The following is a 22,836-nucleotide window of genomic DNA, read 5'->3' as shown; positions in this document are numbered from 1 at the left end:
TCAGCGATAAATAGATACCGCACTTCGCCCCTCGACTCTCGCCAAAGTGGTTAGCGCACTCAGCGCTAACCACTTTGGACGATTCATCTATGGACATATTTTGCAGCCGGATGCTGCTCCTGCTTTGCCTGGCGCCCTTGATCAGCCTGGCCGCCCCACCTGCAACTCACTCATTCACCCTGGACAATGGCCTGAAAGTGCTGGTGCGCGAAGACCATCGCGCGCCGCTGGTAACTTCGCAACTCTGGTTCAGGGTGGGTTCCGCCGACGAGTCGCCAGGGCAGAGCGGAATATCCCACGCACTCGAACACATGCTCTACAAGGGCAGCAGCAAAACCTGCGCCGGTGAAGCGGCGGCGATCCTGCAAACCCTCGGCGCCCGGGAAAACGCTTTTACCCATAAAGATGCCACGGCCTATTACCAGACACTGGCGCCGCGCTATCTGGGCGTCGCATTCGAGCTGATGGCCGACCTGATGTCGACCGCCTATCTGCGCAGTGAAGACCTGATCGCGGAAATGGCGGTAATTCGCGAAGAACGTCGCTGGCGCACCGACGATGATGCCCACCATCTGGCCTTTGAACGCCTCACCGCCGTAGCGCATCTGGCCAACAGTTATCAGACGCCGATTCTCGGCTGGACGCATGACCTGCACCGTTTGAATGCCGACGCTCTGCGCCACTGGTACGAAAGCCGTTATGCGCCTGGCAACGCCACATTGGTGGTCGTCGGCGCGGTGACGCTTGATCAGGTCAAACCGCTGGTGCAGCGCTACTTTGGCCACCTGGCGACACGAAGCGTCACGCCGCCGGTGCAGCCGATGGAGCTGGCCCAACCCGGCGAACGCAAACTGACTCTGCATCTTCCTATCCACACACCGTTGATCATGATGGCCTTCAACGTACCGGGACTGACCACGGCCGAGAATCGGCGATCGGTGCACGCTTTGCGCCTGATCGATATGTTGCTGGGCGGCGCCCATAGCGCTCGCCTGCAAAAGCGCTTGCAGTATGCCGAACCACTGTTCAGCGAGATCAGCACCTCTTACGACCACCTGACGCGAGGCGACAGCCTGCTGTTACTGACGTCTGAACTTGCCAGCACTCACACCGATCCGCTCGACGCGGCGCAGACGCGAATCTGGCAGTTGATCGAAGAACTGCATGCCCAGCCGCCGACCGTCGAGGAACTGGAGCGCGCCCGCACGCAATTGATCGCCCGGCAGATCTATGCACGAGATTCAATCGTTGAACAGGCGCACCAGTTGGCCACGCTGGAGAGTATCGGTCTGCCCTGGCAGATGCTGGATCAGGATGCCGATGAACTGGCACAAGTGACACCCGCTGACATTCAGCAGGCCGCCGCTACGTTTTTGACCCGCGAACGCCTGACGGTCGCTCAGGTATTCAAGGAGGCAGGCCATGAGTAAGGAATTTCGGCGCGCCAGAAGCACATTGTTTGGGCTCGGACTCGTTACATGTCTGGCGGGCGCTCAAACACTGGCGGACACCGAGATTGTCGCGCCGACGAACTTCCCTGCGTCGCGCTTGCATTCGCTGCAGGTACTCGCCCCTCCTGTCGACGCTTCACGCATGCTGGACATCAAGGCCTGGAAGACCCTGACCGGCACCAAGGTGCTGTTCATCCGCACCGCCGAGCTGCCGATGTTCGATCTGCATGTCAGCTTCGCGGCGGGCAGTGCACGGGACGACAACCTGCCAGGGCTCGCCGCTGCCACGTTCAGCCTGCTCAATGAAGGCGTCGAAGACAAAGACCTGTCGGCCATTCTCGAAACCTTCGACGGCCTGGGTGCGCAGCTCGACATGAGCCTTGATCATGACCGCGCCAATCTGCACATGCGCAGTTTGAGCGATGCCCGGAAAAGCACGCCGGCCTTGCAGTTGTTTGCGCAGATCCTCGGCAAGCCATTGCTCGACGATGGCGCATTGAAGCGGGTGAAAAAGGTCCTGCGTGACCACCTCAAATTCAAATCGCCCGAGGCGGGCAATTCCGCCATGCACCAGGTGAGGACCTTGCTCGCCCCGGGCAGCCCCTACGCGCTGCCGTTCTATGGCACGGACCAGGGGTTGCAAGCAGTGACCCGGACAGCGGTCGAAGATTTCCACCAACGGTTCTACAGCGCCCGTCATGCACAGATCACGCTGGTCGGGGACCTGACGCTGGAACAGGCACAGGCCATCAGCCTGCAAATCAGCCATGCGTTGCCGACCACGCCGCCCGGAACTGCCAGCCCGCCGATACCCGCCTTGGGCCGGACGGGTGCTGAACTGACCCGCCACGAGGAGCAACCACAGACCCAGACCCATCTGCTGCTCGCTCAGTTAGCAGTGCCGCCTCAGCATCCGGATTACGTCGCGCTGTACGCCGCCAATCTAATATTGGGCGGGACGCCAAACAGTCGCTTGATGAACGAACTGCGCGAGCGACGCGGCTTGGTATACGACGTCGATTCCGACAACAGCCACTGGGCCGGTGCAGGCCTGATGAGCATCTCCCTGCAAGTCAGTCCGCAATTCGTTGAGGCTACGCTGGCGTTGACCCGGTCGTTGTTCAGTGACTTTCTGCGCGACGGGCCAACGCAACAGGAACTCGAGCAGATCAAGCAGTACGTGGCCAACATGAGCGCCTTCAACCGCGCCAGCAACCTGCAGATACTCAAGCAATTGGTGGCAATCAATCGCCACGACCTGCCTCTCGACCTCGACTACACGGTTCAGCAGGTTCAACGCCTGACCCTCCGGCAAATCCACGAAGCGCTGAACCGACAACTGGCCGCCGACCGCTGGCGCGTCCTGACCATCGGCGCAACCGTCGAGCAGCAGCCGTTGCCGGCACTGCCCGTCACACCGCCCGGCGCCTCCTCCCAGAGCATGTGTCGCGCCGAAGCAGGCTTTGTGGCAAGTTAGGTTTTAATTGAAAGCGGCAGGCGCCTGGCGTCGGCCGCTTTAGGTAAGACCTTGTCGAGATGTGTCGTGCAACCAAGCTCCCTGTCACCCAGCCTGCGTTTCAATCCAGCCTTCGGCCTGGGTAATCCACACCTGCAAACCTTATGGGGCCCGCTGTGGCGCAAAACCGTTCACCTTGAGCGCGAGCGCGAACGGCTCTGGCTGGACGACGGCGACTTCCTTGATCTTGACTGGCACGGCCCGCACAGCGCTGACGCGCCGCTGGTACTGGTGCTGCACGGGCTGACCGGTTCTTCCAATTCGCCCTACGTGGCAGGGGTACAAAAGGCACTAGCCGATCAAGGCTGGGCCAGCGTCGCGTTGAACTGGCGCGGCTGTTCGGGCGAACCGAATCTGTTGCCGCGCAGCTACCACTCCGGCGCCAGTGAAGACCTCGCTGAAGCCATTCGCCACTTGCGCGCCAAACGACCATTGGCGCCGCTGTATGCCGTCGGCTACTCCCTCGGCGGCAACGTGCTGCTCAAACATCTGGGGGAAACCGGCAGCGCCAGCGGTGTGCTCGGCGCGGTAGCGGTGTCGGTGCCGTTTCGCCTCGACCAATGCGCCGATCGCATCGGCCAGGGTTTTTCCAAGGTCTATCAGGCGCACTTCATGCGCGAGATGGTCGCTTACATCAAGAACAAACAGCGGCAGTTTCAGCATGACGGTCGCGAGGACGGCCTGGCAGCACTGGCGGCGCTCGGCTCGCTGGAGAACATGCGCACGTTCTGGGATTTCGATGGCCGGGTCACCGCGCCGCTTCACGGTTTCACCGATGCCGAGGATTATTATCGCCGCGCGTCGAGTCGCTACTTTCTCGGCGAAATCCGCACACCAACCCTGATCATTCAAGCGGCGGATGATCCGTTCGTATTCCCGCACAGCCTGCCGCAAGCCACTGAGTTGTCGGACTGCACCGAATTCGAATTGCAGACTCGCGGCGGACACGTCGGCTTCGTCGATGGCTCGATGCGTCAGCCGGGTTATTACCTGGAACGGCGCATCCCGCAGTGGCTGGCACGCCTGACGTCATGAACGATCAGGGCGAGTCGATCCGTTTCTGGCAAACCACGCCGCTGGCCGGGGTCGAATTGCTGTCGGCACGCTACATCGAGCAACGTTTTGCTCCGCATGTTCACGATGGCTACGTGATCGGCATGATCATGGCCGGCGCCCAGCGTTATCGTTATCGCGGCGCTGAACATCTGGCGGGCAGCGGCACGCTGGTACTGATCAACCCGGATGAATTGCACACTGGCCACAAGGGCACCGAGGACGGCTGGCTGTACCGGGCGTTTTATCCCGATACGGGGAAAGTCATGGCGTTGCTGGACGAACTGGAACTGCCCAGCGCGCCGATGCCTGCCTTTGGCGAAACGCTGTACCGCGACCCGGATCTGGTCAACGGTTTCTGTCAGTTGCACCGTTTGCTGGAAAGCCCGGCCACCGCGCTGCAACAGCAAACCGTGTGGCGCGAAATGATGATGTTGCTGTTACAGCGTCACACCGCCGTGCGGATCCCAGGTAAACCCGGCAACGAACACCGGGCGGTGCTGCTGGCCAAAGAACTGCTGCACGCGCAACTGGCGGCGCCGCCATCGCTGGAAGAATTGGCAGCGGCGGTCAATCTTTCGCCTTTTCACTTCGCCCGGGTGTTCCGCCGTGCGACGGGCATGCCGCCGCATACCTGGTTGATGCAACAACGCATCGCCACGGCCCGGGGGTTGCTGCAAAGCGGTTGTTTGCCAGTGGAAGTCGCCCTGCAATTGGGGTTTGCCGATCAAAGCCATCTGAGCCGGCAGTTCAAGCAGGTTTATGGCGTGGGGCCGGCGGCGTATCGCAATGCGCGCTTTGGAAGCTAAAAGATCGCAGCCTCCGGCAGTTCCTACATTGAAATGCATTCCCTGTAGGAACTGCCGAAGGCTGCGATCTTTTGATCTTATTCGCCAGTAGCGATACCGCGCGAGGGCTCGTTGATCCACTCGCTCCACGACCCGGCGTACAGCGAACCCAGCGGATAACCCGCCAGACACAACGCAAACAGGTTGTGACATGCCGTCACGCCGGAGCCGCAATACGCCACCAGATCCGCTGGCGAGCGATCGCCCAGTTTGGCGGCAAAGCGTTGCTTGAGTTGATCCGCCGGCAGGAATCGCCCGTCACTGCCGAGGTTGTCCGTAAACGCCGCGCACCGAGCGCCGGGAATGTGCCCGGCAACCGGGTCGATCGGCTCGACTTCACCTTTGAAGCGCGGCAAGGCCCGCGCATCGATCAAGGTCAGTGCCGGTTGGCCGAGGCGCTGTTGTAATTGTTCAGCGCTGAGCAGCAGGGTCATGTCCGGCTGCCCACTGAAGGTCCCACGCGTGATCGTCGGTGGATCCAGACTCAGCGGCAAACCCGCCGCATGCCAGGCCTTGAGCCCGCCATCGAGAATGAACACACCGTCCCGCTTGCCCAGCCACGCCAGCAACCACCAGGCTCGCGCCGCGTAGGCACCGGGGCCGTCGTCATACAAAACCACGTCGCTGTCGGCATTGATGCCCCAGGCTTGCAAGCGCTCGACCAGTTCTGCCGGCTCCGGCAATGGATGACGCCCGGTCACGCCCTTGACCACTTTGCCGCTGAGGTCACGCTCAAGATCGGCGAAACCCGCCCCGGCAATATGCCCCTCAGCGTAGCTGCGCTGCCCGTAGTCCGGGTCTTCGAGGGCAAAACGACAATCGAGAATCACCAGCCCCGGTTGCTCCTTGCGAGCATCCAGAGCATTGGGGCTGATCAGTTGCGCAATCGGCATAACGGGCTCCTGTGGGATTTCAACGAAACGATTTACTTCACGTCTTCAAGGGCCTGGGCCAGCGGCACGTAGAACTCCTCGAACAGCGCATTGACCTGCTCGCGCGCCTGATCGGTGACGAACCCGGCTTCCAGCACCAGCACCTGATACACGCCACGTTTGATGGCTTGCTCGCTGAGGTGGTTGGAGTTTTCCCGGGTGGTGCACAGAAAGCGTACCCACGACGTCAGGATGATCCAGGCGTTGAGGGTCAGGGATTCGATCTGCACGCGATCCATTGCGAGGATCCCGGCGGCGACGAAGCCTTCATAGATCGCCGCACCCTGGATCACGCAGCGCTGGGAAAAGCGTCGATAGCGCGCGGCCAACTCCGGATCGCTGTCGAGCAGGTGCTCGAGATCGCGGTGCAGAAAGCGGTAGCGCCACATCGCCGATAACAGCTCCTTGAGGTAGAAGCGCTTGTCTTCGACCGTCGCGGCGCGCCCCTGCGGCGGACGCAGGAAGCTGTCGACAAGGCTTTCGTACTCACTGAACAACACGGCGATGATCGCCTGCTTGTTGGGGAAGTGGTAGTACAGGTTGCCCGGAGAAATCTCCATGTGGGCAGCGATGTGATTGGTGCTGATGCTGCGTTCGCCCTGCTGATTGAACAGCTCGAGGCTGTTCAGCACGATACGCTCGCTGGTTTTTATTCGTGGGGCCATGGCTTGAGCTTTAATTCAGAGTGCGATGAGGGGCATCTTACGACCTATCCGGAAATGGATAAAACACTGCCGTGCATGGAAGTCATTTGACTTTCTAGAGCATAGACTCTAAAAAGTTCCTCACTACAATAATTCCGGAGCCGACCATGACTGCCGACATTGCCTACCTGCAAACGCTGCAACAGCCACTGGAAGAGCTTGATCGGCAGTTCGCTGCGCAACGGGCCGCATACGCCGCCAACCCGATGCCACCTGCGGCCCAGCGCCAGCAATGGCTCAAGGCGCTGCGTGAATTGCTGAGCGATGAACGCCAGGCGCTGATCGAGGCGATCAGCGCCGATTTCAGCCACCGCAGCGCCGACGAAACCCTGCTCGCCGAACTGATGCCGAGCCTGCATGGCATCCATTACGCCAGCCGGCATCTCAATGGCTGGATGAAGCCATCACGGCGCAAGGTCGGCATGGCTTTCCAGCCTGCCTCGGCGAAAGTGGTCTACCAGCCATTGGGCGTGGTCGGCGTCATCGTGCCGTGGAATTACCCTCTCTATCTGGCCATCGGCCCGTTGGTCGGAGCCTTGGCTGCGGGTAACCGGGTGATGCTCAAACTCAGCGAATCGACCCCGGCCACCGGGCTGTTGCTCAAGAAATTGCTGGCGCGGATCTTCCCTGAAGACCTGGTCTGCGTGGTGCTGGGCGAAGCCGATATCGGCGTGGCGTTTTCCCGTTTGCGCTTCGATCACCTGCTGTTCACCGGCGCCACCAGTATCGGCAAACATGTGATGCGCGCTGCCGCGGAAAACCTCACGCCGGTGACGCTGGAACTGGGTGGCAAATCCCCGGCCATCGTCTCGCGCGACGTGCCGCTCAAGGATGCCGCCGAGCGCATCGCCTTCGGCAAAACCCTCAACGCCGGGCAGACCTGCGTCGCTCCCGATTACGTATTGGTCCCGGAAGACCGGGTTGGCGGCTTCGTCGAAGCCTATCGCCAGGCTGTGCAGAGTTTTTATCCAACCCTCGCCGATAACCCGGACTACACGGCGATCATCAACGAACGCCAGTTGGCCCGGCTCAACGGCTACGTCAGCGACGCCACCAGCAAAGGCGCGCTGCTGATCCCGCTGTTCGATCAGGGGCAGGGCCGGCGCATGCCGCACAGCGTGCTGTTGAATGTCAGCGACGAGATGACGGTGATGCAGGACGAAATCTTTGGCCCGCTGCTGCCGATCGTGCCCTACAAGGATCTGGAGCAGGCATTCGCTTACATCAATCAGCGGCCACGTCCTCTGGCTCTTTACTACTTCGGCTACGACAAACGCGAACAGAACCGCGTGCTGCACGAAACCCATTCCGGCGGTGTGTGCCTGAACGACACGCTGCTGCATGTAGCGCAGGACGACATGCCCTTCGGCGGCATCGGTGCCTCGGGCATGGGCCATTACCACGGACACGAGGGTTTTCTGACGTTCAGCAAAGCCAAAGGGGTGCTGGTTAAACAGCGCTTCAACGCGGCCAGATTGATTTACCCGCCCTACGGCAAATCCATTCAGAAGCTGATCCAGAAGCTGTTCATTCGCTAATCCTTCGTCATCGCCAGCGGGTAATAACAACAATGCACCCAAGCCTGACCGATACACCTGCGCTGTCGCGCCGTGGCCTGCTGAAATTCAGCCTCGGCGCCACGGCGTTCCTTGCCACCGCTGGCGTCGGCGCCAGCCTCAGCGGCTGTTCGTCGAGCGTCGCGGCCAATGGTTTCATTGCATTACGCGACGGCGATCTGCTGTTTTTGCGCGCACTGATTCCAGTGATGCTCGACGGCGCCGTGACGGCCGAGCGGATGCCGAGCGCCGTCGACGGCACGCTCAAATCGCTGGACTACAGCCTCGATCATCTGTCGCCGGAAATGCTCAAGCTCACCCGCCAACTGTTCGATGTGTTGGGCATGGCCGTGACGCGCGGGCCGCTGACCGGGATCTGGGGCAGTTGGGAGAACGCCAGTCCCGAGGCCATCCGTCATTTCCTCGACCGCTGGCAAAACAGTTCGCTGAGCCTGCTGCGCATGGGTCACAGCTCCTTGCAGCAAATGGTGATGATGGCCTGGTACACCCGCGCCGAATCCTGGGCACATTGCGGCTACCCCGGCCCGCCAGTCGTCTAGACATCACCCGAACCCTGTGGGAGCGGGCTTGCCCGCGATGGCGCCAGTTGCCCCACCACTGCATCCAGAATAATAAAAGAGAACCTGATCGATGCCCGTACCCGACCCGTTTCGCGAAGGCCTCGCCCGAGGCTGGAAAACCTACAACGGCGCCCAACTCACCGACGATCTGACCCTCGAGGCCGACGTCGCGATCATCGGCAGTGGCGCCGGTGGCGGCACCACGGCGGAAATCCTCAGTGCCGCCGGCTATAAGGTGTTGCTGATCGAAGAAGGTCCGCTGAAAACCAGCACAGACTTCAAAATGCTCGAAGACAAGGCCTACAGCAGCCTCTATCAGGAAGGCATCGGCCGCATGAGCAAGGACGGCGCGATCACTATCCTGCAGGGCCGCGCAGTGGGCGGCACGACGCTGATCAACTGGACATCGAGCTTCCGCACCCCGGAACCGACCCTTGAGCATTGGGCCAGAGAGCACAACGTCAAAGGCCACAGCCCTGCCGACATGGCGCCATGGTTCGAAAAAATGGAGCAGCGCCTCGGCGTCGCGCCGTGGATGGTCCCACCCAACGCCAACAACGACGTGATCCGTAAAGGTTGCGAGCAACTCGGCTACAGCTGGCACGTGATCCCGCGCAACGTGCGCGGCTGCTGGAACCTCGGTTACTGCGGCATGGGCTGCCCGACCAATGCCAAGCAATCAATGATGGTCACGACCATTCCGGCAACCCTGGAAAAGGGCGGTGAACTGCTTTATCTGGCCCGTGCGGAAAAGCTGTTGATCAACGGCGACAAAATCTCCGGCCTGCAATGCGTGGCGATGGACGAGCGCTGCGTCGAGCCGACCGGGCGCAAGATCACCGTCAAGGCACGGCACTACGTGCTGGCCGGTGGCGGTATCAACAGTCCGGCGCTGCTGCTGCGCTCGGATGCGCCGGACCCGCATCAGCGTTTGGGTAAACGCACGTTTCTGCATTTGGTGAACATGTCCGCCGCACGCTTCGACGAGGTGATCAACCCGTTCTACGGTGCGCCGCAGTCAATCTACTCGGACTATTTCCAGTGGAAGGACGGCGCGACCGGGCCGATGGGCTACAAACTCGAAGTACCGCCGCTGCACCCGGCGCTGGCGGCCACCCTGCTCGGCGGTTTCGGTCAGCAGAACGCCGAACACATGGCTGATCTGCCACACACCCACGCGATGCTGGCGCTACTGCGCGACGGCTTTCACCCGGACAGTCCCGGTGGCAATGTCGAACTGCGCGGCGACGGCTCGCCGGTGCTCGACTATCAGGTTTCACCGTACGCTTGGGAGGGCCTGCGCCGTGCGTTCCACAGCATGGCCGAGATCCAGTTTGCCGGCGGCGCCAAAACGGTGATGCCGATGCATGCCGACGCGCACTACGTGAAAACTCTGGCCGAGGCGCGCAGCCTGATCGATGGCTTGAGCCTTGAGTTGTATCGCACGCGACTGGGCAGCGCCCACGTCATGGGTGGCTGCGCGATGGGCGAAGAGCCGAAAACCGCGGTCACCGACAGCCTCGGTCGTCATCATCAGCTGAGTAATCTGTCGATCCACGACGGCTCGCTGTTCCCCACCAGCATCGGCGCCAACCCGCAATTATCGGTGTATGGCCTGACGGCACAATTGGCGACGGCCCTTGCCGATCGGCTGAAAAATCCATGAAAAAGCAGAATATTCCCTTCGTCTATAGTGCTTTCTTACCCAACAGGCGACTTGGCCGACCGGGACGGCTGCGATACCATCCGACTCCCCAACGGACTCCCGCCAGGACGACGCGATGAACCGAGTGTTGTACCCAGGTACCTTCGACCCTATTACCAAGGGCCATGGCGATCTGGTCGAACGCGCCTCGCGCCTGTTCGACCACGTGATCATTGCCGTCGCCGCCAGCCCCAAGAAAAATCCGCTGTTCCCGCTGGAACAACGGGTTGAACTGGCTCGCGAGGTCACCAAACACCTGCCGAACGTGGAAGTGGTCGGCTTCTCGACGCTGCTGGCGCATTTCGCCAAAGAGCAGAATGCCAACGTGTTCCTGCGTGGTTTGCGTGCGGTGTCGGACTTCGAATACGAATTTCAGCTGGCCAACATGAACCGCCAGTTGGCGCCGGACGTGGAGAGCCTGTTTCTCACGCCGTCCGAGCGTTATTCGTTCATTTCCTCGACGTTGGTCCGGGAAATTGCCGCGCTGGGCGGCGATATCAGCAAGTTCGTCCACCCGGCCGTGGCCGACGCCCTGACCCTACGCTTCAAAAAGTAGGCGCTGTCGAAGGCTGCGATCCTGGCTTTTGATTGCAGCCCTTGATCGCAGCAACGTGCACTGCGCTCGCCAATGCGGCACAATTGCGCGCATTGATTTATAGCGCCCGGGCCTGCCGCCCCGGCTGGAGTTAGCATGTCCCTGATCATCACCGACGATTGCATCAACTGCGACGTCTGCGAACCCGAGTGCCCGAACGCCGCCATCTCCCAAGGCGAAGAGATCTATGTGATCGACCCGAACCTGTGCACCCAGTGCGTCGGCCACTACGACGAACCGCAGTGCCAACAGGTCTGCCCGGTGGATTGCATCCCACTGGACGAAGCGCATCCGGAGACTGAAGAACAGTTGATGGAGAAGTACCGCAAGATCACCGGCAAGGCCTGAGTCCTTCAGCGCCTGTTCGGCCCTCTTCGCGAGCAGGCTCGCTCCCACATTGGAATGCATTTCAAACTGTGGGAGCGAACCTGCTCGCGATGGGGCCATCAGCCTCACAACAAATCCCGATTCACTCGCGCTGCTCAAACCCCTCCCCCGTACACCCCAGACACCGCACAAACGCCGCTTTTGCCGGATCCACGACCAGCGCCTGCCCCGCATCGCCGACCCCGCCACCCAGCGCGGTAAACGGCAGCGACACGACAAATACGCCCGCACCGATCACTGTCGCCACCACCAGCAAAGGTCGGGCAATCAGCAAATCACCGATCATGGCGTAGGCAGGTGGGTTCTGGATGGCGTAGCGCGGATCACCGCTACCGTTTTCCGTGGCTTGAGCAGCCTGGCTGGAACACAGCAGCAGCGTGAGAAAGAGGACTTGCAAGGATTTCATGGCACGATCCTTCGGGCTGAACAGTGAGACAACTCACTATAGACCGTAGGACTTTTTAAGCTTTTTGCTTCAGCTCTGGCAGCGTGGGCAGAACACACTCGCGCGCTGACCCAGCTTCACTTCGCGCAATCCGGTACCACAGACCTTGCAGTGTTCGCCGCCACGGCCGTAAACAAACAGTTCCTGCTGGAAATAGCCCGGCTGCCCGTCACCACCGATGAAATCACGCAATGTGGTGCCGCCGCGCTCAATGGCCGCAGCAAGGATGCGTTTGATCTCGATCGCCAGTTTCAGATAACGCCCGCGGGAAATGCCACCGGCTTCGCGACGCGGATCGATGCCGGCGGCAAACAACGCTTCGGTCGCGTAGATATTGCCGACCCCGACCACCACCGCGTTGTCCATGATGAACGGCTTGACCGCCATCGAACGCCCGCGTGACAGCTGGAACAGCCGCTCGCCGTCGAACAGGTCGGTCAACGGCTCCGGCCCAAGACGAATCAGCAATTCGTGATTGAGCGGATCATTGCTCCAGAGCATCGCGCCGAAACGCCGTGGATCGGTATAGCGCAGGGCCAGACCCGACTCCAGTTCGATATCGACATGCTCATGCTTGAGCGCCGGCAACCCGACCTCGACCAGACGCAGATTGCCCGACATGCCCAAATGGCTGATCAACGTGCCGACCTCGGCGTTGATCAACAGGTATTTGGCCCGGCGCTCGACCAACACGATGCGCTGCCCCGACAGGCGCACATCAAGGTCCTCGGGGATCGGCCAGCGCAGCCGCCGGTCACGCACGATCACCCGGCTGACGCGCTGGCCTTCCAGATGCGGGGCAATGCCCCGGCGGGTGGTTTCGACTTCCGGCAATTCAGGCATGAGGTTCTCGAATCAATGCGCGCCGAGGTCGCGGATCGTTTGCTTGAGGGTTTCGAAGTCGTAATCCGACAGCCCTACGTAATCGAGTACCAACGGCCCGACAGCGTTCCATTCGAAATCTTCGGTCTGGTTGCCCAGCACGCGATACGAGGCGCAGATGTGCTCGGCCATCTTGAGAATCGCCAACAGGTTTTTCAGCTGACTGTTGCGCGACGACTCATCGCTGAAAACTGCCAGGGCATTGTGGTGATTGGCGATGGCCGCGCTGACGTGCTCCGGCAGACGCCAGGACTTGGCGGTGTAATAACCGACCACCGCGTGGTTGGTGTTGAACTCGGCGTTTTCAGTGTCCACCACACGGCATTCGGCGCTGGCATTGGCGTAAGCCTTTTCCAGCACCGACATGTAATTGGGAAAACGTTGCAGCATCAACGGCACGCCGCAGTCGTGAAACAGGCCAAGAGCATATGCCTCGTCGCCAGCCTGGGTGCCGATGCGCTTGGCCAGGGTCAGGCAAGTCATCGCCACGTCCTGGGCTGTGTCCCAGAAACGATTGAGGGTGACGATAGTGTCGTCATTCATCTCGCCCTTGATCGACTGCGCGTTGATCAGGTTGATGATCGAACGGCTACCCAGCAAATTCACCGCGCGCTGGATCGAAGTGATCTTGTTGCTTAAGCCGTAATACGGCGAGTTGACGATTTTCAGCAGCGAGCCAGACAGGCCGGGATCCTGGGCGATCAGCTTGGCGATCACCTCCAGGTCCGGGTCGGGCATGTACTGCTCCATTTGCAGATCCACCATGATCTGCGGCTGCGCGGGCACGCTGATGCCCTGCAGGGATTGTTGAATCTGTTCGGTGGTCAGCTCTTGGGACATAAGTACACACTCTGGGACAGGCGGCGATTCTAACCCCTAAAAACCGCGAGACGACACACCAGTGGGCAATTGTCAGGAACTTTCATTCAAGCCCCGGCTTCGGACTCTGTAATGCCCGACGGTTCATTTCGATCCCGTGGCGCGGCTATTTCCAACAGACTCAGGAGCTTATTGATGGCTACTTCACTCAACGGCAAGCGCGTCGCTTTTTTGGTAACCGATGGTTTCGAACAGGTTGAATTGACCGGTCCCAAGCAGGCGCTGGAACAGGCCGGTGCGCAGGTCGATATCCTCTCGGCCGAGGAAGGTACGGTCAAAGGCTGGAACCACGACAAACCGGCGGACGACTTCACGGTCAATCAGACTTTCCAGGCCGCCAGCAGCGAGCAATATGACGCGATCGTGCTGCCCGGCGGCGTACAGAACTCCGATACCATCCGCATCGATCAGGATGCCCAGCATCTGGTCAAGACCGGCACCTCGGCCGGTAAACCGATTGCGGTGATCTGCCATGGTAGCTGGCTGCTGATTTCGGCAGGGCTGGTCAACGGTAAAACCATCACCAGTTACAAGACGCTCAAGGATGATCTGGTGAATGCCGGGGCGCACTGGGTCGATCAGGAAGTGGTCAGAGACGGGCACTTGATCAGCAGCCGCCAGCCGGATGACATTCCGGCGTTCAGCAAGGAATTGATCGAAGCGCTGTCTGATTGAATTGCCCTTGTGGTGAGGGGATTTATCCCCGATCGACTGCGCAGCAGTCGCAAACCTGACAGCTCTATGATCAGACTTACCGTTGGAGATATTTGGGACGGCTGCGCCGTCCATCGGGGATAAATCCCCTCGCCACGGGTAAGTCCTCTCACCGTTGCTGTCGCGCCACATGTCCACTCGCCGGCCAATCGGGCGGGACAACACGGTATACTCCCGCTCTTTTTTCCGGAGCGACGTCATGTCCCTGCCTAGCTTGCGCCTCAAAGCCAATGCCGACCGTCGCCTGCGCGCCGGTCACCTGTGGGTCTACAGCAACGAAATCGATGTGGCCGCCACGCCACTGCACGGCTTCAACGCCGGCGATCAGGCGATCCTCGAAGCCGCCGGCGGTAAGCCGCTGGGCATCGTCGCGATGAGCCCGAATAACCTGATCTGCGCCCGCCTGCTGTCGCGCGACACCAAAGTTGCGCTGGACAAATCGCTGCTGGTGCATCGTCTGAACGTCGCCCTGTCGCTGCGCGAGCGTCTGTTCGACAAGCCGTTCTATCGCCTGGTCTACGGTGATTCCGACTTGCTGCCAGGCTTGGTCGTCGACCGTTTCGGCGACATCCTCGTGGTCCAGATCGCTTCGGCGACCATGGAAGCGCATAAAGATGACGTGATCGCCGCGCTGACCCAAGTGCTCAAGCCAAGCGGCATTCTGTTCAAGAACGATTCCGCCGCCCGTGACGCCGAAGGCCTCAACCGCTACGTCGAAACCGTGTTCGGCCTGGTGCCGGAGTGGGTTGCGCTGGAAGAGAACGGCGTGAAGTTCGAAGCCCCGGTCATTCAGGGCCAGAAAACCGGCTGGTTCTACGACCACCGCATGAACCGCGCGCGCCTGGCACCTTACGCCAAAGGCAAACGCGTGCTCGACCTTTATAGCTACATCGGTGGCTGGGGCGTGCAGGCTGCTGCTTTCGGCGCCAGCGAAGTGTTCTGCGTCGATGCCTCGGCTTTCGCCCTCGACGGTGTCGAGCGCAATGCTGCCCTGAACGGCTTCGCCGACAAGATGACCTGCATTGAAGGCGACGTCTTTGAAGCGCTGAAAGAACTGAAAGCCAGCGAAGAGCGCTTCGACGTGATCGTGGCCGACCCGCCGGCGTTCATCAAACGCAAGAAAGACATGAAAAACGGTGAAGGCGCCTACCGTCGCCTGAACGAGCAAGCCATGCGTCTGCTCAACAAGGACGGCATCCTGGTCAGCGCTTCGTGCTCGATGCACCTGCCGGAAGATGACCTGCAGAACATCCTGCTGACCAGCGCCCGTCACCTGGATCGCAACATCCAGTTGCTGGAGCGTGGCGGTCAGGGCCCAGATCACCCAGTGCACCCGGCGATCGCCGAAACCCGCTACATCAAGAGCATCACCTGCCGCCTGCTGCCAAACAGCTGATCAATGCGGATGACGGGGAGCCAGCAGGCTCCCCGTTTGCTTTACGCCAGCCCATGCCAGCCAGGGCGCACTTTCTGCTTCAACCATCAAAACTTCCTACACGGCCTTCCTAATAACGTGCAGGACATTTCCTTACGTCTTTTAATTATTGAAACTTACCCTACAAAGTCCAACTCCAGCTAAAGATCGATCCGACAAAATTACTGGAATATTCCTACTTAATATCCACTTGCCAATAATCCATTACAAACTATTATGAAGTTGTCACCACAAGGTGACTTCAACTATCAACGAACAAGGAGTTCACATCATGAAAACCATTTATCTGGAAACCAACAAAATCGCCAACCTGGCTTTTCTGGTTGCCCCTAAAGCCCGCTAAGTAAGGCAGGACGCCGGGAAGTGCCGGCAACCCAGCGTCCTTTTCGATTTTATCCAGAGTAATCAAACCACATGTACATAAACCCTTACCTGTTTATATTGCCGCGCTCGCCGGGACAAATAATATGGAACTACAAGGATCACACTCAACATGAACTCGATCTTGACTATTCGATCCGACTTACCCAACTAATCAACAACCCCGACCTGTTCGACACGCTCAGCATAATAGACACACAACTATTAAGTGCGGGCATCCTAACCGTTTCAAAAATCGACAGTCCACAGTGGGGCTGGGATGAACTGTCGAAGATCTATCATATCGGCACGCAAAACATTCCCTGCGAACACACCCCACAGAATATTCATGAGTGGTCCAGGCAATATCTGGCTCACTGCAACGAAGTCCTGGCTACACCGGCTCCCGCGAAAGAACGCCAACATCAGGAAACCGGGCAGTCCATCGCTTTGCCCCACCCGCAAGAATTGCGCGACGACAGCCTGACTCACGCCCTGCTCCAGCGAAAAACCTGTCGCACCTATACCGGCGCGGCGATGACGCTCGATGACGTGGGCACCCTGCTTTACCTTTCGCTCGGTTACCTGCACGAGCGCGACAGTGGCGGCGACGACAGCATCGCTGACGGTCTCGGCGCACGCCGCAGCAGCCCTTCCGGCGGCGGTCTGAACGCCTGCGAAGGTTTTCTGCTGGTGCAGAACGTCGACGATCTCGAGCCTGGGATCTACGCCTATGAGCCGACCGACCACGCCCTCAGCCGGGTCAATTCATTGCCTCAATCCGCGCTCGGCGTTTTGCTCGGCGGCCAGCATTTCATCAACAACCTGCCGCTGGGCCTGTTCATCACCGCCCGATTCGATCGGCTCTGGTGGAAATACGAGCACTCACGGGCCTATCGCATGGCATTCGTGGAAGCCGGTCATCTGTCGCAAACCTTTCAGTTGGTGGCCACAGCACTCGGCCTCAACACCTGGTTGACCGGAGCGTTTGCCGACAGGCAAGTCGAAGCACTGCTCAAGCTTGAGGAAAGCGCCGAGCAACCGCTGTTCTTTGTCGGCTGCGGGGAAAGCGACGGTCAGGCCATGTGTCAGGAAATGCACGATCTGCTGCGCGAGGTACAAGCATGACCGTCCTGACTCCGGATTCGGCCGAAGTACCCGTGTCATGGGCGCTCAAATTTACCCTGGGGGAGTGGGACAGTCGCGCCTCGGTACGCACCAGCACCCACAACTATCAGTTGCCGGACGATGTGCAGCAACAACTCGAAAGCCGTTACTGGTTTCCACCCGGCTTCCTGCCCTACCTGGCTCATCCAGCGATTCAGGCCGCAGGCCGTGAGGTGCTGCACCGACTGACCGCCAACCACCTGGTGTACTTTCTCGACTACACCACCTTGCTCGAGCATCGCATCGTCAATCGCGCGGTTGAAGTCATAGCGCACCGGGAACTGCCCGTTTATGTGCCTCTGGCGATGAAACACGCAGCGCTGCAGCTCTACACCGACGAGGGCTACCACGCGCTGTTCTCCAATCGTCTCGCCGAACAGGTCGCCACTCTCTACAAGATTGGCGGGCGCCCCGCGATACCCAAGCGCATCACGCGCATGAACGCATTGATCGCCCGCACCCCGGAGAAACAACGTTCACTGGCATGGTTTCTGCTCGGATTCGTTTCGGAAACCATCATTGCCCGGGAACTGCTGGACGTTTGCCGCGACAGCCTGGTGTCCAGTGTGAACGACATGCTGCGCGATCATCTGGCCGACGAAGCCCGCCACAGTCGCTACTTCGCGGAAGTGTTCCACTACCTCTGGCTGTCCATGAATATTCGCCAGCGCACATTTGTGAGCAAAACGCTGCTGGAGATCATTGGCATTTTCTTCGAGGCCGACGAACGCTGGCTGCAACAAAGCCTGCGCGGGGCGGGCATCGCCGACAGCGATGTGAAGAATATTGTCGGCAGCATGGCAACGGCGCAGGCCAGCCGTGCACGTGCAAAATCAGGCTCTATCGCTACGCTGGATGCACTGCACAAGGCCGGTTTCTTCGCTTCGCCCTATAACCAGACACTTTTTACCAAGGCAGGACTGATCGATGGATAAAGGAAAATCCGTGGTAACCCCCCGTCAGCGTCGCGGGGCTGTCAGCCTGTTGCTGGCGATGGTGCTGCTCGGCGTGTTCCCACTGGATGTCCTGCTTCCTTCGTTTCCGGCACTGGCCGCGCACTTCCAGACAACCCCGGCGGACATCGCACTGTCGATCAGCCTGTTCGCCGTGGGTATCGCATTTGCCCAGGTACTGATCGGCCCACTGTCGGATGTGATCGGTCGCAAGGGCTTGTTGCTCGCCGGGATGAGCGTGTCGATGCTCGGTGCCCTTGGCTGTGTGATGACCAGCGATTACACGCTGTTCCTGATATTCCGTGTCGTACAGGCAGTGGGCTGCGGTTGTTTCGTGCTGTCCCAGGCACTGGTGCAGGATCTGTTTGAAGGTGAGGAGCGCGATCGCCTGCGTATCCTGATGGTCACCGCCAGCGGGATCTTCATATCGGTGTCGCCGCTGGCCGGCACCTTTCTGCAAGCCACACTTGGCTGGCGCGGCAGCTTCTGGGTATTTACTGCACTCGCGGCAGTCGTACTTATCAAGGCCTGGGTGCTACTGGACAACAGTCGCCCGGCCAGCAGTGGCGCGCGCTTGGGTTTCATTCAGTCTTACCGGCGGGTGCTGGGAAACTTCGAATCCGTTGGTTACTGGTTGATATCGGCGTTCGCCTTCGCCTGCCACTTTTCGTTCATCGTGATTTCGCCGCTGATTTTCATGGATCAGCTACAACTCGCACCTTATGACTTTTCGCTGATTCTGCTGGTTTACGGGGCGGCCTATATTGTTGGCGGCATTGCCGCCAGCGTGCTCAATCGACGCATCACGCCAGGCCGACAAATCATTACCGGGCTGAGCCTGATTCTGCTATCGGGACTGGCCATGCTGTATCTGGCCGCCAATCACGCGCTGGCCCCGGCCACGGTGCTGATACCGATGCTGATCTGCACCGCTGGCACCACCATCACACGGCCGGCCGCCACCTCTCGGGCCATGGCTCTGTTTCCCGAAAACGCCGGCACCTCGGCTTCGGCGGGCAGCACAATCATTTTCATTAGTGGTGGATTGATCAGCGCCTTGATCAGTCTGAGCCCGGCCAATCTGCAAGCCACGCTGGGTTACAGTTTTGTACTGCTCAGTTGCGTCGCGCTGGCACTCAACAGCGCGATCAGCCGGCGCACCAGAAGCGCTCAGGCCAATGCGCTCGTGCAACCTGGCAGCGATTAATCCTGCCGGTCGTCATGCCACATGCACCGTCGGCACTGGAACAATGCTTTGCGCCATTCCCTCCAGACGCCAGCGGTGTAGAATCGGCTGATTCATCGCCATTCATCCCCCGGCGGGTTTATGAGCTCAGGCTGAGACCAGCGGCGATCCCGCAACGTCATCGGCAACTTCCGGACACACGGCCATTTCTGAGTGTTCCAGACGTCAATAGAAGCTCTCTCCCCTTTAGCACCTGATTAGTAAGTGATTAGCCGCCCGGAGTGTTCCATGCCAGATTACCGCTCGAAAACATCCACCCACGGCCGCAACATGGCCGGCGCCCGCGCACTGTGGCGCGCCACCGGGATGAAAGATGACGACTTCAAAAAGCCGATCATCGCCATTGCCAACTCGTTCACCCAGTTCGTGCCGGGCCATGTGCACCTCAAAGACCTCGGTCAACTGGTCGCCCGCGAAATCGAGCGCGCCGGCGGTGTAGCGAAAGAATTCAACACCATCGCCGTGGATGACGGCATCGCCATGGGCCACGACGGCATGCTGTATTCGCTGCCGAGCCGCGAAATCATCGCCGACTCCGTCGAGTACATGGTCAACGCCCATTGCGCCGACGCCATCGTGTGCATTTCCAACTGCGACAAGATCACCCCGGGCATGCTGATGGCTGCCTTGCGCCTGAACATTCCGGTGATCTTCGTTTCCGGCGGCCCGATGGAAGCCGGCAAGACCAAACTCGCGTCCCACGGCCTCGACCTCGTCGATGCCATGGTGATCGCCGCTGACGAAAGCGCTTCTGACGAGAAAGTCGCTGAGTACGAGCGCAGCGCCTGCCCGACCTGCGGTTCGTGCTCCGGCATGTTCACCGCCAACTCGATGAACTGCCTGACCGAAGCCCTCGGCCTCGCGTTGCCGGGCAACGGTTCGACCCTCGCCACCCACAGCGATCGCGAGCAGTTGTTCCTGCAGGCTGGCCGCACCATCGTCGAGCTGTGCAAGCGTTACTACGGCGAGAACGACGAATCGGTGCTGCCACGCAACATCGCCAACTTCAAGGCGTTCGAGAACGCGATGACGCTCGACATCGCCATGGGCGGTTCGACCAACACCATCCTGCACTTGCTCGCTGCCGCCCAGGAAGCCGAGATCGATTTCGACCTACGTGACATTGATCGCCTGTCGCGCAGCGTTCCACAGCTGTGCAAAGTCGCGCCGAACATCCAGAAGTACCACATGGAAGACGTGCACCGCGCTGGCGGCATCTTCAGCATCCTCGGTTCGCTGGCCCGTGGTGGCCTGCTGCACACCGACCTGCCGACCGTGCACAGCCGCAGCATGGAAGAAGCGATCGCCAAGTGGGACATCACCCAGACCAACGATGAAGCGGTTCATCACTTCTTCAAGGCTGGTCCTGCCGGCATCCCGACTCAGACCGCGTTCAGCCAGTCGACCCGTTGGGAAACCCTGGATGACGACCGTGAAAACGGCTGCATCCGCAGCGTCGAACACGCCTATTCGCAAGAAGGTGGCCTGGCCGTGCTGTACGGCAACATCGCCCTCGACGGCTGCGTGGTGAAAACCGCCGGTGTCGACGAATCGATCCACGTCTTCGAAGGCAACGCGAAAATCTTTGAAAGCCAGGACAGTGCCGTACGCGGCATCCTCGCCGACGAAGTGAAGGCCGGTGACATCGTCATCATTCGCTACGAAGGCCCGAAAGGCGGCCCGGGCATGCAGGAAATGCTCTACCCGACTTCGTACCTGAAATCCAAAGGTCTGGGCAAAGCCTGTGCACTGCTGACCGACGGCCGTTTCTCCGGCGGTACGTCGGGCCTGTCCATCGGTCACGCTTCGCCAGAGGCTGCGGCCGGCGGCGCGATCGGTCTGGTGCAGGACGGCGACAAAGTGCTGATCGACATTCCGAACCGCTCGATCAACCTGTTGGTCAGCGATGAAGAACTGGCTGCACGCCGCGCCGAGCAGGACAAGAAAGGCTGGAAACCGGTCGAGATTCGTCCTCGCAAGGTGACCACCGCCCTCAAGGCCTACGCTCTGTTGGCGACTAGCGCCGACAAAGGTGCTGTGCGTAACAAGGCAATGCTCGACGGCCTGTAAGTTTCAGCCGCCGAATAAAAATGCCCCGCCAAGTGCGGGGCATTTTTTTGCTTGGCTGAAATTATTGGTGAGCATGAGGACCCCATCGCGAGCAGGCTCACTCCTACAATTGGAATGCGTTCCCCTGTAGGAGTGAGCCTGCTCGCGATGGGAGCGACTCGGTCTTACTGGATTTCTTCCGGCTTGACGATCACCCAGTTCTTGTCCGCTGTCACCGGTAACCCTTCCTTGGCCTGCGCCGCCGCGTGCTTGGCCATCATGCCGTTCAACTGCGTCATGTATTTGTCCTTGCGGTTCACCCACAAGTGAATGCCGCCCTTGGCCACGTCTACATCGTGGAACAGCATATAACCGTCGCTGGTCGGGGTATCGCCACCCACCAGGACCGGTTTTTTCCATTCGTCGATGTAAGTCAGGATCGCCGCGTGCTTGCCGGCCATCCAGGTCGCCGGCGTCCACAGGTACGGCGTCAGCTCTAGACCGAGGTTGGCCTTCTCGTCGTACTTGCCGGCAGTGATCTGCTTACGTGCGGTAGTCAGTTCGTTGGTTTCGCGGTTTTTCAACAGGGTGGTCACGCCAATGACGTTCTGCGGTTTGACGTTGTAGCCGTACTTCGGATCGGCCGCGACCATCCGCACCAGTTCTTCGGAAGCGGCGGTCATCACGTAAACCTCGATGCCGTTCTCCATCAGCTTGTTGTACAGCTCAACCTGGCCAGTGAAGATTTTCGGCGGCTGAACGTCGAGGTTCTTGACCACATCGCCTTCGTAATAAGTCGCCGGCACCGGTTTGCCCGAAGCCATCAGCTCATCGACGTAGCCTTTGAGTTCCTTGAGGGTGAAACCGGAGAAGACTTGCGCCACCCACGGGTAGCAGACCATGTCGTCGACTTCGCAGAGGCGATAGTAGTAACTGAACAGGCTTTCCTTGTGGTCAGCGGTGTCCTTGAACGGCATCAGCTTCAGGGAGGGGTCAAGCTTGTCGCGGGTGATCAGGCCCTTGTTTTCCATGAACGGCAGCAAGGACTCTTCGAGGTCGTAGCGGTAACTGGTGTTGTCCATGTCGAACACCGCGTAGTTACCCTTGTTGGCATTGGCGGCGATCATCGCGTCCAGTGCCTTGGCCTGATCCGCCGGCCAGTGTTTCAGGTCGGTGGCGAAAGCCTGAGAGGCCAGGCCCATCCCCACAGCCAGTGCGACAGCCAGAAATTTCGGTGCGAACTTCATCGATGCTTTCTCCCTGAGCTAAAGACATCGACGCTAACAAATAAGTGTGACAGTCCTCGTCTGTCAGCGACCGCTCACGTCCCCATCGCGCCAGAAACATTGCCGAGAGCGACACACGCTTATTCCAAAAA

General features: G+C 59.9%; 21 protein-coding genes. 15 read left to right on the top strand and 6 right to left on the bottom strand.

Features of this window, described 5'->3' with window-relative positions; all coding sequences use genetic code 11:
• Positions 1 to 89 precede the first annotated feature (89 nt).
• The 4 genes from JFT86_RS08440 to JFT86_RS08425 all read left to right on the top strand — a co-directional run bounded on the left by JFT86_RS08440 (position 90) and on the right by JFT86_RS08425 (position 4,829).
• The gene (locus tag JFT86_RS08440; RefSeq protein ID WP_201231630.1) at positions 90 to 1,430 is read left to right on the top strand and encodes a pitrilysin family protein; all 1,341 of its coding nucleotides are present in this window, start codon (positions 90 to 92) and stop codon (positions 1,428 to 1,430) included.
• The gene (locus tag JFT86_RS08435; protein WP_201231631.1) at positions 1,423 to 2,928 is read left to right on the top strand and encodes a pitrilysin family protein; all 1,506 of its coding nucleotides are present in this window, start codon (positions 1,423 to 1,425) and stop codon (positions 2,926 to 2,928) included. The genes JFT86_RS08440 and JFT86_RS08435 overlap by 8 nt, the downstream gene beginning before the upstream one ends.
• 66 nt (positions 2,929 to 2,994) lie before the next feature.
• Positions 2,995 to 4,002, top strand: a complete 1,008-nt coding sequence (locus JFT86_RS08430; protein ID WP_347340311.1) for a hydrolase — start codon at positions 2,995 to 2,997, stop codon at positions 4,000 to 4,002.
• Positions 3,999 to 4,829: an AraC family transcriptional regulator gene (locus JFT86_RS08425; RefSeq protein ID WP_201238578.1), complete on the top strand. Its 831-nt coding sequence runs from the start codon at positions 3,999 to 4,001 to the stop codon at positions 4,827 to 4,829. Before JFT86_RS08430 ends, JFT86_RS08425 begins: the two co-directional genes overlap by 4 nt.
• A gap of 77 nt (positions 4,830 to 4,906) precedes the next feature.
• On the opposite strand, the gene JFT86_RS08420 is transcribed toward JFT86_RS08425, so the two are convergent.
• A complete protein-coding gene (locus tag JFT86_RS08420) occupies positions 4,907 to 5,761 on the bottom strand; it encodes a sulfurtransferase (RefSeq protein ID WP_201236422.1) in 855 nt (284 codons plus the stop codon).
• Positions 5,762 to 5,793: 32 nt separating this feature from the next.
• Positions 5,794 to 6,465 carry a TetR/AcrR family transcriptional regulator gene (locus tag JFT86_RS08415; RefSeq protein ID WP_201236421.1) on the bottom strand — a complete coding sequence of 224 codons (672 nt, stop codon included), beginning with the start codon at positions 6,463 to 6,465 and terminating at the stop codon, positions 5,794 to 5,796.
• A gap of 146 nt (positions 6,466 to 6,611) precedes the next feature.
• Here JFT86_RS08415 and JFT86_RS08410 point away from each other — a divergent pair, with 146 nt between their 5' ends.
• The 5 genes from JFT86_RS08410 to JFT86_RS08390 all read left to right on the top strand — a co-directional run bounded on the left by JFT86_RS08410 (position 6,612) and on the right by JFT86_RS08390 (position 11,289).
• Positions 6,612 to 8,042, top strand: coding sequence for a coniferyl aldehyde dehydrogenase (locus JFT86_RS08410; RefSeq protein ID WP_201236420.1), 1,431 nt, complete (start codon positions 6,612 to 6,614; stop codon positions 8,040 to 8,042).
• A 32-nt stretch (positions 8,043 to 8,074) separates the two neighbouring features.
• Complete coding sequence (locus tag JFT86_RS08405; RefSeq protein ID WP_201236419.1) at positions 8,075 to 8,620, top strand: twin-arginine translocation pathway signal protein; 546 nt, start codon at positions 8,075 to 8,077, stop codon at positions 8,618 to 8,620.
• A 91-nt stretch (positions 8,621 to 8,711) separates the two neighbouring features.
• Positions 8,712 to 10,307, top strand: a complete 1,596-nt coding sequence (locus JFT86_RS08400) for a GMC family oxidoreductase (protein WP_201236418.1) — start codon at positions 8,712 to 8,714, stop codon at positions 10,305 to 10,307.
• Between the two features lie 115 nt (positions 10,308 to 10,422).
• Positions 10,423 to 10,902, top strand: a complete 480-nt coding sequence (gene coaD / locus JFT86_RS08395; RefSeq protein ID WP_003229157.1) for a pantetheine-phosphate adenylyltransferase — start codon at positions 10,423 to 10,425, stop codon at positions 10,900 to 10,902.
• Between the two features lie 135 nt (positions 10,903 to 11,037).
• A complete protein-coding gene (locus tag JFT86_RS08390) occupies positions 11,038 to 11,289 on the top strand; it encodes a YfhL family 4Fe-4S dicluster ferredoxin (protein WP_003195146.1) in 252 nt (83 codons plus the stop codon).
• 121 nt (positions 11,290 to 11,410) lie between these two features.
• Here JFT86_RS08390 and JFT86_RS08385 read toward each other — a convergent pair whose 3' ends face one another.
• The 3 genes from JFT86_RS08385 to JFT86_RS08375 all read right to left on the bottom strand — a co-directional run bounded on the left by JFT86_RS08385 (position 11,411) and on the right by JFT86_RS08375 (position 13,441).
• Positions 11,411 to 11,734: a multidrug transporter gene (locus JFT86_RS08385; protein ID WP_201236417.1), complete on the bottom strand. Its 324-nt coding sequence runs from the start codon at positions 11,732 to 11,734 to the stop codon at positions 11,411 to 11,413.
• A 69-nt stretch (positions 11,735 to 11,803) separates the two neighbouring features.
• Positions 11,804 to 12,616 carry a bifunctional DNA-formamidopyrimidine glycosylase/DNA-(apurinic or apyrimidinic site) lyase gene (gene mutM / locus JFT86_RS08380; protein WP_007913582.1) on the bottom strand — a complete coding sequence of 271 codons (813 nt, stop codon included), beginning with the start codon at positions 12,614 to 12,616 and terminating at the stop codon, positions 11,804 to 11,806.
• A gap of 12 nt (positions 12,617 to 12,628) precedes the next feature.
• Positions 12,629 to 13,441: an HDOD domain-containing protein gene (locus JFT86_RS08375; protein ID WP_201238576.1), complete on the bottom strand. Its 813-nt coding sequence runs from the start codon at positions 13,439 to 13,441 to the stop codon at positions 12,629 to 12,631.
• Between the two features lie 228 nt (positions 13,442 to 13,669).
• Here JFT86_RS08375 and JFT86_RS08370 point away from each other — a divergent pair, with 228 nt between their 5' ends.
• The 6 genes from JFT86_RS08370 to ilvD all read left to right on the top strand — a co-directional run bounded on the left by JFT86_RS08370 (position 13,670) and on the right by ilvD (position 21,479).
• Complete coding sequence (locus JFT86_RS08370) at positions 13,670 to 14,209, top strand: type 1 glutamine amidotransferase domain-containing protein (RefSeq protein WP_201236416.1); 540 nt, start codon at positions 13,670 to 13,672, stop codon at positions 14,207 to 14,209.
• Positions 14,210 to 14,447: 238 nt separating this feature from the next.
• Entirely contained in the window at positions 14,448 to 15,644 is a 1,197-nt protein-coding gene (locus tag JFT86_RS08365) for a class I SAM-dependent rRNA methyltransferase (RefSeq protein ID WP_007913577.1), read from the top strand.
• A gap of 453 nt (positions 15,645 to 16,097) precedes the next feature.
• Positions 16,098 to 17,171 (top strand): SagB family peptide dehydrogenase, encoded by a 1,074-nt coding sequence (locus JFT86_RS08360; protein WP_201236415.1) that lies wholly within the window; start codon positions 16,098 to 16,100, stop codon positions 17,169 to 17,171.
• Entirely contained in the window at positions 17,168 to 18,145 is a 978-nt protein-coding gene (locus JFT86_RS08355; protein WP_201236414.1) for a diiron oxygenase, read from the top strand. Before JFT86_RS08360 ends, JFT86_RS08355 begins: the two co-directional genes overlap by 4 nt.
• Entirely contained in the window at positions 18,138 to 19,370 is a 1,233-nt protein-coding gene (locus tag JFT86_RS08350) for an MFS transporter (protein ID WP_201236413.1), read from the top strand. The genes JFT86_RS08355 and JFT86_RS08350 overlap by 8 nt, the downstream gene beginning before the upstream one ends.
• Before the next feature lie 267 nt (positions 19,371 to 19,637).
• Positions 19,638 to 21,479 carry a dihydroxy-acid dehydratase gene (ilvD, locus tag JFT86_RS08345; RefSeq protein ID WP_201236412.1) on the top strand — a complete coding sequence of 614 codons (1,842 nt, stop codon included), beginning with the start codon at positions 19,638 to 19,640 and terminating at the stop codon, positions 21,477 to 21,479.
• 164 nt (positions 21,480 to 21,643) lie between these two features.
• Here ilvD and JFT86_RS08340 read toward each other — a convergent pair whose 3' ends face one another.
• Positions 21,644 to 22,705 carry a haloacid dehalogenase-like hydrolase gene (locus JFT86_RS08340; RefSeq protein WP_201236411.1) on the bottom strand — a complete coding sequence of 354 codons (1,062 nt, stop codon included), beginning with the start codon at positions 22,703 to 22,705 and terminating at the stop codon, positions 21,644 to 21,646.
• Between the last annotated feature and the right edge of the window lie 131 nt (positions 22,706 to 22,836).

The sequence above is a fragment of the Pseudomonas sp. TH06 genome (genome assembly GCF_016651305.1).
In the GTDB taxonomy this organism is placed as follows: Bacteria; Pseudomonadota; Gammaproteobacteria; order Pseudomonadales; family Pseudomonadaceae; genus Aquipseudomonas.
Note: the sequence above shows the minus strand (reverse complement) of the source record. Positions and strands in the feature narration are given on the sequence as shown.

Bases quoted from the DNA above. Each gene is read 5' to 3' on its own strand.
- JFT86_RS08440 (WP_201231630.1), top strand. From the start codon at position 90: ATGGACATATTTTGCAGCCGGATGCTGCTCCTGCTTTGCCTGGCGCCC.
- JFT86_RS08435 (WP_201231631.1), top strand. From the start codon at position 1,423: ATGAGTAAGGAATTTCGGCGCGCCAGAAGCACATTGTTTGGGCTCGGA.
- JFT86_RS08425 (WP_201238578.1), top strand. From the start codon at position 3,999: ATGAACGATCAGGGCGAGTCGATCCGTTTCTGGCAAACCACGCCGCTG.
- JFT86_RS08420 (WP_201236422.1), bottom strand. From the start codon at position 5,761: ATGCCGATTGCGCAACTGATCAGCCCCAATGCTCTGGATGCTCGCAAG.
- JFT86_RS08415 (WP_201236421.1), bottom strand. From the start codon at position 6,465: ATGGCCCCACGAATAAAAACCAGCGAGCGTATCGTGCTGAACAGCCTC.
- JFT86_RS08410 (WP_201236420.1), top strand. From the start codon at position 6,612: ATGACTGCCGACATTGCCTACCTGCAAACGCTGCAACAGCCACTGGAA.
- JFT86_RS08405 (WP_201236419.1), top strand. From the start codon at position 8,075: ATGCACCCAAGCCTGACCGATACACCTGCGCTGTCGCGCCGTGGCCTG.
- JFT86_RS08400 (WP_201236418.1), top strand. From the start codon at position 8,712: ATGCCCGTACCCGACCCGTTTCGCGAAGGCCTCGCCCGAGGCTGGAAA.
- coaD (WP_003229157.1), top strand. From the start codon at position 10,423: ATGAACCGAGTGTTGTACCCAGGTACCTTCGACCCTATTACCAAGGGC.
- JFT86_RS08390 (WP_003195146.1), top strand. From the start codon at position 11,038: ATGTCCCTGATCATCACCGACGATTGCATCAACTGCGACGTCTGCGAA.
- JFT86_RS08385 (WP_201236417.1), bottom strand. From the start codon at position 11,734: ATGAAATCCTTGCAAGTCCTCTTTCTCACGCTGCTGCTGTGTTCCAGC.
- mutM (WP_007913582.1), bottom strand. From the start codon at position 12,616: ATGCCTGAATTGCCGGAAGTCGAAACCACCCGCCGGGGCATTGCCCCG.
- JFT86_RS08370 (WP_201236416.1), top strand. From the start codon at position 13,670: ATGGCTACTTCACTCAACGGCAAGCGCGTCGCTTTTTTGGTAACCGAT.
- JFT86_RS08365 (WP_007913577.1), top strand. From the start codon at position 14,448: ATGTCCCTGCCTAGCTTGCGCCTCAAAGCCAATGCCGACCGTCGCCTG.
- JFT86_RS08360 (WP_201236415.1), top strand. From the start codon at position 16,098: ATGTACATAAACCCTTACCTGTTTATATTGCCGCGCTCGCCGGGACAA.
- JFT86_RS08355 (WP_201236414.1), top strand. From the start codon at position 17,168: ATGACCGTCCTGACTCCGGATTCGGCCGAAGTACCCGTGTCATGGGCG.
- JFT86_RS08350 (WP_201236413.1), top strand. From the start codon at position 18,138: ATGGATAAAGGAAAATCCGTGGTAACCCCCCGTCAGCGTCGCGGGGCT.
- ilvD (WP_201236412.1), top strand. From the start codon at position 19,638: ATGCCAGATTACCGCTCGAAAACATCCACCCACGGCCGCAACATGGCC.
- JFT86_RS08340 (WP_201236411.1), bottom strand. From the start codon at position 22,705: ATGAAGTTCGCACCGAAATTTCTGGCTGTCGCACTGGCTGTGGGGATG.